We start from the raw sequence: 13,759 nt of genomic DNA, 5'->3' as shown, positions 1-13,759 counted from the left end.
ACCATGCAATTCACCACAGCCGCCGGACCGAGCCCGCTCGACCGCGAACGCATCCTCGGCAAGCCGGTCGACCGCATCGACGGCCCGCTCAAGGTCTGCGGGCGCGCCCGCTACAGCTACGAGTACCACGAGGAGGTGCCGAACGCGGCCTACGGCTGGATCGTGCTGGCCGGCATCGCCAAGGGCCGCATCACCCGCATCGACACGGCCGAGGCCCGGCGCGCGCCCGGCGTGCTGCTGGTCTACACCTACACCAACGTGCCGCGCATGGTGCCGCGCGGGCGCGCGAACCTGGTGTCGCAGCTCTCGGGGCCGGAGGTGCAGCACCACGGGCAGGCCGTGGCCTTCGTCGTCGCCGAAACGCTGGAGCAGGCGCGCGCCGCCGCGCACCAGGTCCGCATCGACTACGAAAGCACCGCAGGCCGCTTCGACCTGGCCGCCGCGCAGGCCACCGCGGTGAAGCCCGGCGACGACCCGAGCGCCGGCAGCGAGAGCGCCGCCGACACGGCGGTCGGCGATTTCCAGGGCGCCTACGACGCGGCCCCCGTGCAGCTCGACCAGAACTACGCCACGCCCGACCAGCACCCCGCGATGATGGAGCCGCAGGCCACCATCGCGCGCTGGGACGGCGACCAGCTCACGCTCTACACCTCGCACCAGATGGCCAACTGGGCCGCGAGCGACGTGGCGGCGATGGTCGATGTGCCGGTCGAGAAGGTGCGCGTGGTCTCGGCCTTCGTCGGCGGCGGCTTCGGCTCCAAGCTGCGCACGCATGCGGATGCGGTGCTCTCGGCCTTCGCCGCGCGCGAACTCCAGCGGCCGGTGAAGACGGCACTGGCCCGCGAGCAGTTGCTCAACCACACGACGCGGCGCGCCGCGACCCTGCAGCGCGTGCGCCTGGGCGCCACGCCCGACGGCCGGCTCACCGCCATCGGCCACGAGACCTGGACCAGCAACCTGCCCGGCCGCAGCTACTACGAAGGCGCCTCGCGCCAGACGCGGCTCTTGTACGCGGCGCCGAACCGCATGACCGCGCACCGCCTCGCGCCGCTCGACTTGCCCGAGGCCGCTGCGATGCGCGCGCCGGCCACCGCGAGCGGCCAGCTGGCCTTCGAGGTCGCGCTCGACGAACTCGCGGAGAAACTGCGCATGGACCCGGTGCAACTGCGCATCCTCAACGACAGCCCGTGCGACCCCGAGCGCGGGCCCTCGCGGCCTTACTCCGGCCGCAAGCTCATCGAGTGCCTGCGCGAAGGCGCGAGCCGCTTCGGCTGGGCGCGGCGCAGTGCCACGCCGGCCCGGGTGCGCGACGGCCGCTGGCTGGTCGGCATGGGCGTGGCGAGCGCCATCCACCACCACTCGGTGCGCCCGTCGAGCGCCAGGCTGCGGCTGGACGCGCAGGGGCGCCTGACCATCGAGACCTCGATGACCGACATCGGCACCGGCACCTACACCGTGCTCGCGCAGATCGCCGCGGAGATGACCGGCATCCCGATGGACCGCATCGGCGTGCGGCTGGGCGATACCGCCTTTCCGGCCGGCGCGGGCTCGATCGCCTCCATCGGCGCATCGAGTGCGGGCGCCTCGGTCTTCCACGGCTGCGAGGAGCTGTGCGCCACGCTGGTCCGTCGGGCGGGATTCGACGCGAAGACCGCGCGCTTCGAGGCCGGCCGCCTCGTCTCGGGCCGGCAGTCGCGCACCCTGGGCGACCTGGCCGGCGCCGAAGGCCTGGACGTGCTCGGCACGGTGGAGCCCGGCGACCTGCACCGCCGCTATGCGCAGGCCGCGTTCGGTGCGCACTTCTGCGAGGTGGGCGTGGACATCGACACCGGCGAGACCCGCGTGCGCCGCATGCTCGGCGTGTTCGCGGCCGGGCGCATCCTCAACATGAAGATGGCGCGCAGCCAGGCCATCGGCGGCATGGTGTTCGGCGTGGGCGCGGCGCTGACCGAGGAAGCCGTGGTCGACGCGCGCCATGGCTACTTCGTGAACCACGACATGGCCGAATACCTGGTGCCGGTGCATGCCGACATCCCGGCCATCGACGCGATCTACCTGCAGGACACGGACGACCTGGCGAGCCCGATCAAGTCCAAGGGCATCGGCGAGCTGGGCACCTGCGGTTCGGGCGCGGCGGTGGCCAACGCCATCTACAACGCCACCGGGGTGCGGGTGCGCAGCTACCCGATCACGCTCGACAAGCTGCTGCCGGGGCTGCCTTCATTTCCTTTTTGAATCGGCGCATGTCCCGATTCAATTTGACGCTCCTCATGCCCGCGGCGAACACTCGCCCGCATGAGCAGTGAGCAGAAGATCGAGTTTTACAAGGGCCCCGCGGGCGGCTGGGGCGCACTTCGCAGCGTGACGAACGCGCTGCTGCGGCAGGACATTCCCCTCAAGGGCGCGAAGACGCTGCTCTCGGCCAACCAGCCCGACGGTTTCGACTGCCCCGGCTGCGCCTGGCCCGACCGCAACCACGCATCCACCTTCGAGTTCTGCGAGAACGGCGTGAAGGCCGTGGCCGCCGAAGCCACCGCGCGCCGCGCCGGGCCGGAACTGTTCGCGAAGCACACCGTGGCGCAACTGGCCGAGCAGAGCGATTTCTGGCTCGAAGACCAGGGCCGCCTCACGCACCCGATGGCCTACGACGCGGCCAGCGACACATACATTCCCATCGGCTGGGACGACGCCTTCGCACTGATCGCGCGCCATCTGAACGCGCTGCCCGACCCGAACCAGGCCATCTTCTACACCTCGGGCCGCGCGAGCAACGAGGCGGCATTCCTGTACCAGCTCTTCGTGCGCGAGTACGGCACCAACAATTTCCCCGACTGCTCGAACATGTGCCACGAGCCGAGCGGCAGCGGCATGCGCCCGCAGATCGGCGTGGGCAAGGGCACGGTCACGCTCGAAGACTTCGAGAAGGCCGACGCCATCTTCATCTTCGGCCAGAACCCCGGCACCAACCATCCGCGCATGCTCGGCGAACTGCGTGCGGCGTCCAAGCGCGGCGCGCGCATCGTGAGCTTCAACCCGCTGCGCGAGCGTGGCCTCGAGCGTTTCGCCGATCCGCAGGACAAGCTGGAGATGGCGACCCTGGGCTCCACGCCCATCAGCACGCACTACTTCCAGCTGCGCGTGGGCGGCGACTTCGCGGCGGTGAAGGGGATGATGAAGCACGTCATCGAGCGCGAAGACGCGCTTGTCGCGCGCGGCGAACCGTCGGTGCTCGACCACGCCTTCATCGCCACGCACACCACCGGCTTCGAATCGCTCGCGGACGACCTGCGCGCCGAATCGTGGGAGGTGCTGGTGCAGGAATCGGGCCTCACGCAGGAGCAACTGCGCGCCGCGGCCGAGGTGTACCTCGGCGCGAAGAAGGTCATCGCCTGCTGGGGCATGGGCATCACGCAGCACCAGCATTCGGTGGCCACGATCCAGATGATCGTCAACTGGCTCATGCTGTGCGGCCACATGGGCCGCGAGGGCGCGGGCGCCTGCCCGGTGCGCGGCCACAGCAACGTGCAGGGCGACCGCACCATGGGCATCTGGGAGAAGCCGCCGGTGGCGCTGCTCGACCGGCTCCAGCAGGTGTTCGGTTTCGAGCCGCCGCGCCAGAACGGCCTGGACACGGTCGAGGCGATCCAGGCGATGCTCGACGGCAAGGGCCGCGTGTTCTTCGCGCTCGGCGGCAACTTCGCGGCCGCCACGCCCGACACTTACCAGACCTGGAAGGGCCTGCAGCAGTGCGACCTCACGGTGCACGTGACCACCAAGCTCAACCGCAGCCACATCGTGCATGGGCGCGAAGCGCTGATCCTGCCGTGCCTGGGCCGCACCGAGATCGACATGCAGGCCAACGGTCCGCAGGGCGTGACGGTGGAAGATTCGATGAGCATGGTGCACATCTCGATGGGCATCAACCCGCCCGCGTCCGACCAACTGCTGTCGGAGCCGGCCATCGTGGCGCGGCTCGCGGCAGCCACCATCGGCGCGCGCAGCAAGACGCCGTGGCTCTGGCTCATCGAGGACTACGCACGCATCCGCGACAAGATCGAAGCGGTGTTCGACGACTTCAAGGACTTCAACATCCGCGTGGCCAAGCCCGGCGGCTTTCGCCTTCGCAACACCGCGAGTGAGCGCGTGTGGGCCACGCCCTCGGAGAAGGCCGTGTTCTTCACGCACGCCGTGCCGCGCGACACGCCTTCGCACCGGGCGCGCGCACGCCTTCGCGACACGCAGGTCTTCACGCTCTTCACCACACGCTCGCACGACCAGTACAACACCACCATCTACGGCATGGACGACCGCTACCGCGGCGTCTTCGGCCAGCGCCGCGTGGTCTTCATCCACGCCGAGGACATCCGCGCGCTCGGCATGAAGGACGGCGACTGGGTCGATCTGCAGACCGTGTGGAACGACGGCCAGGAGCGCCGCGCCGACCGCTTCAAGCTGGTGGCCTACGACATCCCGCGCGGCAACATCGCGGCCTACTACCCCGAGACCAATCCGCTGGTGCCGCTGTCGGCCGTGGCCGAGAACGCGGGCACGCCGACGTCGAAGTCGATTCCCGTGGTGCTGGTGCCGCACGAACTGCCGATCCAGAAGCTGTCGGAGGACGCGGCGGACGGCATGGTGGCAACTGCATGAGCCGCCGGGCCGCTCCCAAGGCGAATACCGCAGCGCGGAGCGCGGAGGGTTTCGAATGAGCGCATTGCTCGAAGACAGCCTCTCGGTCGCCATCCTGCGCATGCTCGCGCAGGAGCCGGCGGGCGCCGGCGTCTCGCTGCCGCGCCTCGGCAAGCGGCTGGGCCAGGGCGCGAGCGTGCTGATGCGCCGTCTCACGCTGATGGGCGATGCCGCCATCGGCGGCGTGCGCGGCCCCGGCTGGGTGCGCGTGGAGCAGCACGACGACCGCTGGGTCGCGCACCTCGAAGCCCCTGGACGCGCCCAGGTCCAAACACTGCCCCCGGCTGACGAGAACGGCGACTGAGCGGACAATGGCCGGCCTATCCGGAGCCACCATGTCCCAGCCAGACCTCGCCGATTCCGAAGACACCCTGCCATCGCTTTCCCGGCACGCCGTGCGCGTGTTCGGCGAACGCGGCGTGGCCCCTGAAGGCGCGGTGCGCGACGACACGCTGGCGGCCGAGGTGCCGGTCGCGCTGGTCTTCAATGGCGTCTCGCATGCGGTGATGATGGCCACGCCGCTCGACCTCGAAGATTTCGCGCTCGGCTTCGCGCTGAGCGAAGGCATCCTCGACAGCGCCGCCGATTGCCGCGGCATCGAGGTGCAGACCATCGATGCCATTTCGGCCGGCCTCCCCGAAGGCATGCCCGGCATCGAGGTGCAGCTCGACATTTCCACCCGCAGTTTCGAGCGCCTGAAGGGCCGCCGCCGCAGCCTTGCGGGCCGCACGGGCTGTGGCGTGTGCGGCGTCGAGAGTTTCGCGGGGCTCGACATCACCCCTCAACCGGTGCCGCCGCGCGACTGGATCGAACGCATCGACCTCGACACCGTGCTGCGCGCCTTCGCCGCGCTGCCCGCGCGCCAGGTGCTGAATGCCGAAGCCGGCGCCATCCACGCCGCGGGCTGGGCCACGGTGGAGGGCGAACTCACCGACGTGATGGAAGACGTGGGCCGCCACAACGCGCTCGACAAGCTGCTCGGCCGGCTCGCGCGGGCGGGGCGCCTCGAAGAACCGGGCTTCGTGCTGATGTCCAGCCGCGGCAGCCATGAACTCGTGCGCAAGTGCGGGCGCCTCGGCATCGCGGCGATGGCGACGATCTCGGCGCCCACCGCGATGGGCGTGCGGATGGCCGAGTTGAGCGGCCTGCGCTTCTGGGGCCTGTGCCGCGCGCCGCGCGGCGTGCTCTATGCGGACGGGTTGTCGCTGCCTTCGAACGCGCGCACCGCGTCGGCCACCGCCTCGATGCCCTGATCGCTCAGGTCGGTCGTCGCCACGCTGCGGCGGCGCTCCCAGGCCTTGAAGTGAAGCTCCTGCGACTTCTGGTAATGCGGGTCGTAGTGCAGCGCCATCAGCTCGGCGAAGAGCTTCGGCAGGTTGGCCTCATGCGCCCATTGCTGCCAGCGCGCCACCGTTTCCTTGCCCTGCAGTTCCTTGAGCACGCCGAGCTTGTCGGCGAGCGCAGCGCGGTCGTCGCCGAGGTAGGCGTAGTCGCGCAGCAGGTAATCGAGCCGCGCCTCGGGCGTGGCCGCCACTTCGATGCAGGGCGCCGCGCGCATCTGCGCCACCAGCGACAGCGGCAGCGAGAGCCGGCCGATGCGGATGCTTTCGCCTTCGACATACAGCGGGCGCTTCAGGTCGATGGCTTCGAGCACGGTCGCGATGCGCGTCTCGAAATGCTTTTGCGAAGGCTGCGGCACGCCCGGCAGCGAACCGAGCAGCGAGCCCTTGTGGCTCGCGAAGTCTTCCAGGTCGAGGGTCTGCTCGCCGCGCTCGGCCAGCGCATGCAGCACGCGCGTCTTGGCGCTGCCCGTGGCGCCGCAGATCACGCGCAGGTCGAGCTGCGGCGTCAGCGCATCGATCTGCGAGATGACGTGGCGGCGAAAGCTCTTGTAGCCGCCGGCGAGCTGCTGCGCGTCCCAGCCCACGAGCCGCAGCCAGGTGACCATTGAGCCGCTGCGCATGCCGCCGCGCCAGCAGTAGACCAGCGGCTTCCATTTTTCGGGCCTGTCGGCCAGCGTCTCGCGCAGATGCCTGGCGATATTGGCCGCGACCATCGCACCGCCGATGCGCCGTGCCTCGAAGGCGCCGGTCTGCACGTAGACCGTGCCGACGATGTGGCGCTCCTCGTCGTCGAGCACCGGGCAGTTGATGGCGCCGGGGATGTGGTCGAGCGCGAACTCGGCCGGCGAGCGGGCGTCGATGATCGTGTCGAAGGCGCGGCGGTCGCCGACCCGCACGGGCTGGCGATGACTCATGGCGGGAACCTCATGCCCCGATTGTCGCCGGAGGCTTCAGGCGTAGGCGGGCCCAAGTCCTTTGCGCAAGCGAGCGCTCGCAAAGTCCACCAGCGTCACCAGCACGAACATCGCGATCAGCACCGTCATCGCCTGCTGCTGCTGGAAGATCGACAGGTGGAAGTAGAGCAGCTGCCCCAGCCCGCCGCCGCCCACGAAGCCGAGCACCGCGGCCATGCGGATGTTCATTTCCCAGCGGTAGAGCGTGTAGGCCACCCACTGCGGCAGCACGATCGGCAGGCTCGCGTAGCTGAAGGCGGCGACCGGGCCGGCACCCGAGAGCGTAAGCGCATGTTCGGGCTCGCGCGGGGCGTTTTCCAGCGCTTCGGCGAAGAGGCGGCCCAGCACGCCGGTGGTGTGCAGCGCCAGCGCCAGCGCGCCCGCGAAGGGCCCGATGCCGGCGGCCAGCACCATGAGCGCGGCCCAGACCAGCTCGGGCACGCTGCGCAGGAAGTTGAGGATGAAGCGCGCGACATGGCGCGGCAGCCATCCCGCACGGCCCGAGGCGGGCAGCGCGAGCACGGCGCCCGCGATGGCGGCCAGCACCGTCCCGAGGGCAGACACCGCCAGCGTCTGCAGCGCACCGTTGCCGACCTTCGCGAGGAAGTCCGGCGACATGTCGGGCGGGAAGAACTCGGCGATGAACTTGCCCATCAGCCGCAGCGATTCGGCCGAGCCCAGCGCGCGATAGTCGATGCCGAGGTAGACGAAGCTCGCGACGACCGCCAGCGCGATCAGCCCCACGGCGAACCAGCAGCGCAGGCACGGAGGCGGACGCGGCGGCAGGCTCATGCGAGCAGCCTCCGCAATGCATTGCTCATCACATCGGCCAGCAGCACGAGCGCGAGGAACACGAGCAGGATGCTGCTCGCCTCGCCGCCGTTGAGCATCTTCATCGACTGGTCCATCAACTGGCCGAGGCCGCCGGCGCCCACGAAGCCCATCACCACCGAGGCGCGCACCGCGCATTCCCAGCGGTAGACGGTGTACGAGGCCAGCTCCTGTGCGGTGTGCGGCAGCAGGCCGTAGCAGAGCGCCGCGAGCCGGCCGCTGCCGCCCTCGAGCAGCGCGCGTGCGGGGCGCGTGTCGGTCGATTCGAGGATCTCGGCGTAGACCTTGCCGAGCATGCCGCCGTAGGTGATGGCCAGCGCCAGCACACCGGCCGCGGGGCCGAGTCCGAGGGCGCGCACGAAGAGCAGCGCCCAGACGATTTCGGGAATGGCGCGCAGCACCATCAGCAGCCAGCGCGCGGCCTGCCGCACGATGCCGGCCTGCACGCGCCCCGGACCCGGGCCGATGCGCGAGATGGAGAGGGCGCGCGTCGTCACGAACGCGAGCGGTGCGCCGATCAGCAGCGCGAGCGCGGTACCGGCCGTGGCCATCGCCAGCGTCTCGAGCGTGGCCCTGGCGAGCAAGGCGAGGAAATCCGGCGAGCCCGCAGGCGGAAAGAAGCCCGCGAGGAATCCGCCGATCACCGCGAGGTTGCCGCTGCCGAACAGCGCCCACGGCTTGAACTCCGAGAGCGCCAGCATCGGCCAGGCGATGACGAGCGCGGCGAGCCAGCCGGCCAGCCGCCGCATTGCCTGCGGATCGCGGTGGACGACGGCGGTGGTGGCGGTGTTCACGGACAGTCCGGGCGCTGGAAGGCCGCTTCAGCGGCAACGGGCTGAGGCGCCCGCTGCACCGCCACGCCGCCTTCGCTCGCATAGAGCGCATCGAGCATCGCGGGCGTGACCTCGGTGGTCGGCAGGTCGAACATCACCTGCCCGTTGCGCATGCCGACCACGCGCGGAAACCAGCGCAGCGCGAGGTCCACCGCATGCAGCGAGGCGACCAGCGTGGCGCCCGTGGCTTCGCTCTGCGCGACGAGCTGGCCGATGGCGGCGTCGGCCAGCGTCGGGTCGAGCGCGGAAACGGGCTCATCGGCCAGCAGCAGCGCCGGCCGCTGGTAGAGCACGCGCGCGATGCCCACGCGCTGCAGTTGCCCGCCCGAGAGACGGTCGCAGCGGTCGAACAGGCGGTCTTCGAGCGAGAGGCGCGACAGCACCTCGTGCGCGCCGGAAATGTCGGAGGGATGGAAAAGCGATCCGAGCGCCCTCAGCACCGACCATTCGCCGAGCCGGCCCGCGAGCACCGCGGTGACCACGCGCAGGCGCGGCGCGATCGGCGGTGCCTGGTGAACGGTGCCGATGCGTGCGCGCAGCTTCTTCAGCGCGCCGGCCGGCAATTGCCACGGCTTCGCGCCCAGTGCCTGCACCTCGCCCTCACCGGGCCGAAGCGCAGCGCCGAGCACGCGCAGCAGCGTCGTCTTGCCCGCGCCCGAAGGTCCGATGACGGCGATGCGCTCGCCATCGCGCGCGGCCAGCGTCACCCCGGCCAGCGCGCGCTGGCCGTTGGGATGCACCACGCCAATGGCATCGAGTGAGAAGCTCACGTTGCGAGACTTCCTTGTGCCGCTCCCTCACCCCAACCCTCTCCCGCAAGCGGGAGAGGGGGCCAACAGCCGGGCCCCGAATTGCTCCCTCTCCCGCTTGCGGGAGAGGGCTGGGGTGAGGGCGACTCCCCCACGCTCGATCTCACTTGATGAGGCCGGCCGACTTGCCCGCCGTCTCGATGCCGTCGTAGTTCGACGACTTGGTGGGAATGAACTTGCTCGCGCGCTGCAGCGCCATGATGTCCTTGTGCGCCGGGTTGGCCGGGTCGAGCTTCAGGAACGCATCGGTCAGCTTCTTCTGCAGCGCCGGGTCCATGCCCGGGCGCACCGTCCAGTTGTAGTCGTAGTAGGTCGGCGTGGTCGCGAGCACGCGCACCTTGGCGGCATTCGGGTTCTTCGACTCGACCAGCTTGTCCCACACCGACGCATTGAGCACGCCCGCTTCGGCGCGCGAGGCGGCCACGAAGGCCACGGTCGCGTCGTGCGCGCCCGAGAACGCGACCGTCTTGAAGTCCTTCTCGGGATTGATGCCGGCCTGCAGCAAAAAGTAGCGCGGCATCAGGCTGCCCGAGGTGGAGGAGGGCGCGCCGAACGCGAAGGTCTTGCCCTTCAGGTCGGCCAGCGTCTTGGCGGTGCTGTCGGTGGGCACGATGAACTTGCTGGTGAACACCTCGTCTTCCGCGCGCTGCACGATCGGCACCGCGCCGCCGTTGGTGCGGATGCGCGCCTGCACGAAGGTGAAGCCGCCGAGCCAGGCCATGTCGATCTTGTTCGTCGCGAGGCCTTCGACCACGGCGGCGTAGTCGGTCACGGGCGTGAACTGCACGTCCATGCCGGTTTCCTTCTTGAGGTAGTCGCCCAGCGGCGTGAACTTGCGCTGCAGTTCGGTGGGTGCCTCGTCGGGGATGGCGGACACGCGCAGCACGCCTTGGGCGAGCGCGCCGAAGCTGGCGAGGGAAACGGTCAGCGCGAGCGCCAGTCGGGAGAGCTTGTTCATGGGATGGTTTTGGGTAATGAAAAAAGGGATGTATTCAAGGGCGTGGGCGCAGCGCGGGCGGGGCTTCGATAATCGCGGCTTGTCTCATTCGACCCGATAGCCGCCATGACCGATGCCGCAACTTCCAAGCTCCTGAACCCGCTGGCGCCGCTGCGGCTCACCAGCTTCTCGCATGGCGGCGGCTGCGGCTGCAAGATCGCGCCCGGCGTGCTGTCGCAGATTCTCAAGAACCACGCGGGGGGAATGATCCCGCCCGAGCTCATGGTGGGCATCGAGACCGCCGACGACGCGGCAGTCTACAGGCTCAACGACGAGCAGGCCCTGATCGCCACCACCGACTTCTTCATGCCCATCGTGGACGATCCCTACGAGTTCGGGCGTATCGCGGCCACCAACGCCATCAGCGATGTGTACGCGATGGGCGGCCGGCCGATCATGGCGCTGGCGCTGGTGGCCATGCCGATCAACCAGCTGCCGGTGGAAGTGATCGCCGAGATCGTGCGCGGCGGGCAGGACGTGTGCCGCGCGGCCGGCATTCCGATCGCGGGCGGCCACACCATCGATTCGGTCGAACCCATCTACGGCCTCGTCGCGATGGGCCTGGTGCATCCGGACCGCGTGCGCCGCAACGCCGATGCAAAGGCCGGCGACGTGCTGGTGCTGGGCAAGCCGCTGGGCGTGGGCGTGCTGTCGGCGGCGCTCAAGAAGGAGCAGTTGTCGGAGGCCGGCTACCGCCAGTTGATCGAGAACACCACCAAGCTCAACACGCCCGGCATCGCGCTCGCGGCGCTCGACGGCGTGCATGCGCTGACCGACGTGACGGGCTTCGGTCTCGCAGGCCACACGCTCGAACTGGCGCGCGGCGCGAAGCTCACCGCCGTCGTCGAATGGTCGAAGGTGCCGTTGCTCGACAACGTGGTCGCGATGGCCGCCGAAGGCTTCGTCACCGGCGCATCGGGCCGAAACTGGGCGGGCTATGGCGCCGAAGTGGAATTGGCCGCGGGCCTGCCGCCCACTGCGCAGAACCTGCTGAGCGATCCGCAGACGTCGGGCGGCCTGCTCGTGAGCTGCGCGCCCGAGGCGGTCGATGCGGTGCTGGAGATCTTCCGCAAGGAAGGGTTTGCGCAAGCGGCTGTCATCGGCCGCGTCGAGGCAGGCAAGCCCTCGCTGCGCGTCACGCCGTAGGTCCCCGCATTTCTCCCTCCCCTCCCGGGGGAGGGCGGGGGTGGGGGCTCGCGGCCCTTGATCAAGCGCTGCTCCATTGGAAGCGCCGCATGCCCCCATCCCAACCTTCCCCCGGAAGGGGAAGGAGCAAGACAAAGACAAAAACGGCGGAAGGGGGAAGGAGTCGAACCTTCCCGGCGACGCATGGCGCCACCCACTGGGTTTGAAGCCCAGCCGCCCCACCAGGGACGATCCCCTCCCATGAGCGCTGTTCACGGGCTCGCCCCGAACAGCGACGTATCGGGCCGCAGCAGGTGCGTGTCTTTCACGCGCCGCGTGTAGCCCACACGATCGAAAAACTCGAGCAACTGGATCGCGCGCTTGCGCCCCAACCCCGTCGCATCGCGAAAACTCGCGGCCTGCAACCCCTCGGGTTGCGCGAGGCAATCGCGCGCCAGCTCGGCCAGCCGTTCGACGGTCGCCAGCGGATAGTACAAGTCCTTCACCACCTGGAAGGTCTCGCCGCGCCGCGCGAGGCTCGCAAGGGTTTGCCGCACCATCGCCTCGCTCGCGCCGCTGTCCTTGGCAAGATCGCGCACCCAGGGCGGATCGAAACCGCCGTCGGCCAGCTTGGGCAGCAGCTTCTGCGCGAGCTTCTGCTCCACCTCGTTGAGCCGCGCCGCGTGGTCGGGCAGGTGCAGCCAGGTGCCGCTGCGCACCAGCGCGCCGCGCGCGACCAGTGCATCGAGCGCATGGCGCCACAGCGCATCGTCGGTGCGCGGGCCGGCCAGGCGCTTGAGCCGGCGCGCGTCGGGGCCGACCTCGTCGGGCGCCGTGCGATGGAATTCCGCGAGGCGTTCGGTGATTTGTTCTTCGAGCGTCGCCAGGTGTTCTTGCGCAATGGCCGTGTGCGCGATACGCACCGCATCGCCGGGCAAGGGCATTGCAGCCTCGTCGGCCAGCGAGAGCGCACGCGCCAGCTGTGCGATGTCTATGCCGAGCGGTGCGTTGTGCAGCAGCGCCGCCACGCGCGGCGCGCGTTCGTCGATGGCCCATGCCGCGAGCGTGCGCAGCCGCTCGGGCGTACGCCGGTAGCGCACCGGCGCGAAAGGATCGAGCACCCGCACGCCCGCCACGGTGCGCGTGGCCGAGGCATCGCGCAGCACGCCGCGGTCGCCGTGCCATGCGCCGACTTTCTCGCGCAGCACCAGCTGGGCCAGCGCCGTTTCTCCGGGCGCGAGTGCGTCGCGATCGAGCAGCGCGACCGAGGCCATCACGTCGCTCGCGCCGAGGTGCGCATGCACCGTCGCGCCCGAGCGCAGCGACTTGGCCTCGTCGGGCCACAGCGTGAGCAGCACATCGATGCGGTCGGCTGCAAGCGCGATGGACGGTGTGCAGACCCAGTCGCCGCGGTGCGCCTCATCCTTGGTCACGCCCGCCAATGCGAGCGCGCAGCGTTGTCCCGCGTGGGCCGATTCCGCCTGCTGGTTCTGCGCATGGATGCCGCGCACCCGCACCGAACGTTCGCCGGGCACGAGCCGCAGCTCGTCGCCGATGCGCACCGTGCCGCTGAAGACCGTGCCGGTCACGACGGTGCCGACGCCCGCGAGCGTGAAGGCGCGATCGACGGCGAGGCGGAAGGCAAGGCCGTCTTCGCGCGTGCGCTCCTCGCGCGCGACGTCGAGCAGCCGCCCGCGCAACGCGTCGATGCCTTCGCCGGTGGTGGCCGACACCGCGAGCATCGGCGCATTCGCCAGCGGCGTGGGCGCGAGCAGCGCTGCGACCTCCGCTCGCACCTCCGCGATCCTCGCGGCGTCGATGCGATCGATCTTGGTGATCGCCACCGTGGCATCGCGCACACCGAGCAGCGCCACCACGGCGAGATGCTCGCGCGTCTGCGGCATCACACCGTCATCGGCGGCCACCACGAGCAGCGCATGGTCGATGCCGGTCGCGCCGGCCAGCATGGTGTGCAGCAGGCGTTCGTGGCCCGGCACGTCGACGAAGCCGAGCGACACGCCATCGGGCGAATGCAGGTACGCATAGCCCAGCTCGATGGAAATGCCGCGCCGCTTTTCTTCGGGCAGCCGGTCGGTGTCGACGCCGGTGAGCGCGCGCACCAGCGTGGTCTTGCCGTGGTCGATATGGCCTGCGGTGCCGATGATCATCTCGTCAGCCT

The 13,759-nt window shown here is 70.0% G+C and carries 11 protein-coding genes and 1 tRNA gene; 5 read left to right on the top strand and 7 right to left on the bottom strand.

The window, feature by feature from the left end:
- Positions 1 to 3 precede the first annotated feature (3 nt).
- The 4 genes from GNX71_RS26105 to fdhD are packed head-to-tail and all read left to right on the top strand — an operon-like array spanning position 4 to position 5,942.
- Positions 4 to 2,235, top strand: coding sequence for a xanthine dehydrogenase family protein molybdopterin-binding subunit (locus GNX71_RS26105; RefSeq protein ID WP_206175113.1), 2,232 nt, complete (start codon positions 4 to 6; stop codon positions 2,233 to 2,235).
- 60 nt (positions 2,236 to 2,295) lie between these two features.
- Positions 2,296 to 4,650: an FdhF/YdeP family oxidoreductase gene (locus GNX71_RS26100; RefSeq protein WP_206175112.1), complete on the top strand. Its 2,355-nt coding sequence runs from the start codon at positions 2,296 to 2,298 to the stop codon at positions 4,648 to 4,650.
- Between the two features lie 55 nt (positions 4,651 to 4,705).
- Positions 4,706 to 4,993, top strand: coding sequence for a hypothetical protein (locus tag GNX71_RS26095; protein WP_206175111.1), 288 nt, complete (start codon positions 4,706 to 4,708; stop codon positions 4,991 to 4,993).
- 31 nt (positions 4,994 to 5,024) lie between these two features.
- Positions 5,025 to 5,942, top strand: coding sequence for a formate dehydrogenase accessory sulfurtransferase FdhD (fdhD, locus tag GNX71_RS26090; RefSeq protein WP_206175110.1), 918 nt, complete (start codon positions 5,025 to 5,027; stop codon positions 5,940 to 5,942).
- On the opposite strand, the gene mnmH is transcribed toward fdhD, so the two are convergent.
- The 5 genes from mnmH to GNX71_RS26065 all read right to left on the bottom strand — a co-directional run bounded on the left by mnmH (position 5,876) and on the right by GNX71_RS26065 (position 10,416).
- Positions 5,876 to 6,946, bottom strand: a complete 1,071-nt coding sequence (gene mnmH, locus GNX71_RS26085; protein WP_206175109.1) for a tRNA 2-selenouridine(34) synthase MnmH — start codon at positions 6,944 to 6,946, stop codon at positions 5,876 to 5,878. The genes fdhD and mnmH overlap by 67 nt on opposite strands.
- A 36-nt stretch (positions 6,947 to 6,982) precedes the next feature.
- Positions 6,983 to 7,777, bottom strand: a complete 795-nt coding sequence (gene phnE / locus GNX71_RS26080; RefSeq protein WP_206175108.1) for a phosphonate ABC transporter, permease protein PhnE — start codon at positions 7,775 to 7,777, stop codon at positions 6,983 to 6,985.
- Entirely contained in the window at positions 7,774 to 8,565 is a 792-nt protein-coding gene (locus GNX71_RS26075) for an ABC transporter permease (protein WP_206179691.1), read from the bottom strand. The genes phnE and GNX71_RS26075 overlap by 4 nt, the downstream gene beginning before the upstream one ends.
- A 41-nt stretch (positions 8,566 to 8,606) precedes the next feature.
- Positions 8,607 to 9,419 (bottom strand): ATP-binding cassette domain-containing protein, encoded by an 813-nt coding sequence (locus GNX71_RS26070; protein WP_206175107.1) that lies wholly within the window; start codon positions 9,417 to 9,419, stop codon positions 8,607 to 8,609.
- Between the two features lie 142 nt (positions 9,420 to 9,561).
- Positions 9,562 to 10,416 (bottom strand): putative selenate ABC transporter substrate-binding protein, encoded by an 855-nt coding sequence (locus GNX71_RS26065; protein WP_206175106.1) that lies wholly within the window; start codon positions 10,414 to 10,416, stop codon positions 9,562 to 9,564.
- Positions 10,417 to 10,521: 105 nt separating this feature from the next.
- Here GNX71_RS26065 and selD point away from each other — a divergent pair, with 105 nt between their 5' ends.
- Positions 10,522 to 11,601, top strand: a complete 1,080-nt coding sequence (gene selD / locus GNX71_RS26060) for a selenide, water dikinase SelD (RefSeq protein WP_206175105.1) — start codon at positions 10,522 to 10,524, stop codon at positions 11,599 to 11,601.
- A 147-nt stretch (positions 11,602 to 11,748) separates the two neighbouring features.
- On the opposite strand, the gene GNX71_RS26055 is transcribed toward selD, so the two are convergent.
- Both GNX71_RS26055 and selB read right to left on the bottom strand, forming a co-directional pair.
- A tRNA-Sec gene (locus GNX71_RS26055) sits at positions 11,749 to 11,841 on the bottom strand.
- An 11-nt stretch (positions 11,842 to 11,852) separates the two neighbouring features.
- Positions 11,853 to 13,748 carry a selenocysteine-specific translation elongation factor gene (gene selB / locus GNX71_RS26050; RefSeq protein WP_206175104.1) on the bottom strand — a complete coding sequence of 632 codons (1,896 nt, stop codon included), beginning with the start codon at positions 13,746 to 13,748 and terminating at the stop codon, positions 11,853 to 11,855.
- Positions 13,749 to 13,759 lie beyond the last annotated feature (11 nt).

Source organism: Variovorax sp. RKNM96, assembly GCF_017161115.1.
GTDB lineage: Bacteria > Pseudomonadota > Gammaproteobacteria > Burkholderiales > Burkholderiaceae_C > Variovorax.
This window is presented reverse-complemented; position numbering and strand designations above follow the sequence as displayed.

What these genes read in the sequence shown, in the direction of transcription:
- GNX71_RS26105 (WP_206175113.1), top strand. Translation starts at nt 4, where the DNA reads ATGCAATTCACCACAGCCGCCGGACCGAGCCCGCTCGACCGCGAACGC.
- GNX71_RS26100 (WP_206175112.1), top strand. Translation starts at nt 2,296, where the DNA reads ATGAGCAGTGAGCAGAAGATCGAGTTTTACAAGGGCCCCGCGGGCGGC.
- GNX71_RS26095 (WP_206175111.1), top strand. Translation starts at nt 4,706, where the DNA reads ATGAGCGCATTGCTCGAAGACAGCCTCTCGGTCGCCATCCTGCGCATG.
- fdhD (WP_206175110.1), top strand. Translation starts at nt 5,025, where the DNA reads ATGTCCCAGCCAGACCTCGCCGATTCCGAAGACACCCTGCCATCGCTT.
- mnmH (WP_206175109.1), bottom strand. Translation starts at nt 6,946, where the DNA reads ATGAGTCATCGCCAGCCCGTGCGGGTCGGCGACCGCCGCGCCTTCGAC.
- phnE (WP_206175108.1), bottom strand. Translation starts at nt 7,777, where the DNA reads ATGAGCCTGCCGCCGCGTCCGCCTCCGTGCCTGCGCTGCTGGTTCGCC.
- GNX71_RS26075 (WP_206179691.1), bottom strand. Translation starts at nt 8,565, where the DNA reads ATGCGGCGGCTGGCCGGCTGGCTCGCCGCGCTCGTCATCGCCTGGCCG.
- GNX71_RS26065 (WP_206175106.1), bottom strand. Translation starts at nt 10,416, where the DNA reads ATGAACAAGCTCTCCCGACTGGCGCTCGCGCTGACCGTTTCCCTCGCC.
- selD (WP_206175105.1), top strand. Translation starts at nt 10,522, where the DNA reads ATGACCGATGCCGCAACTTCCAAGCTCCTGAACCCGCTGGCGCCGCTG.
- selB (WP_206175104.1), bottom strand. Translation starts at nt 13,748, where the DNA reads ATGATCATCGGCACCGCAGGCCATATCGACCACGGCAAGACCACGCTG.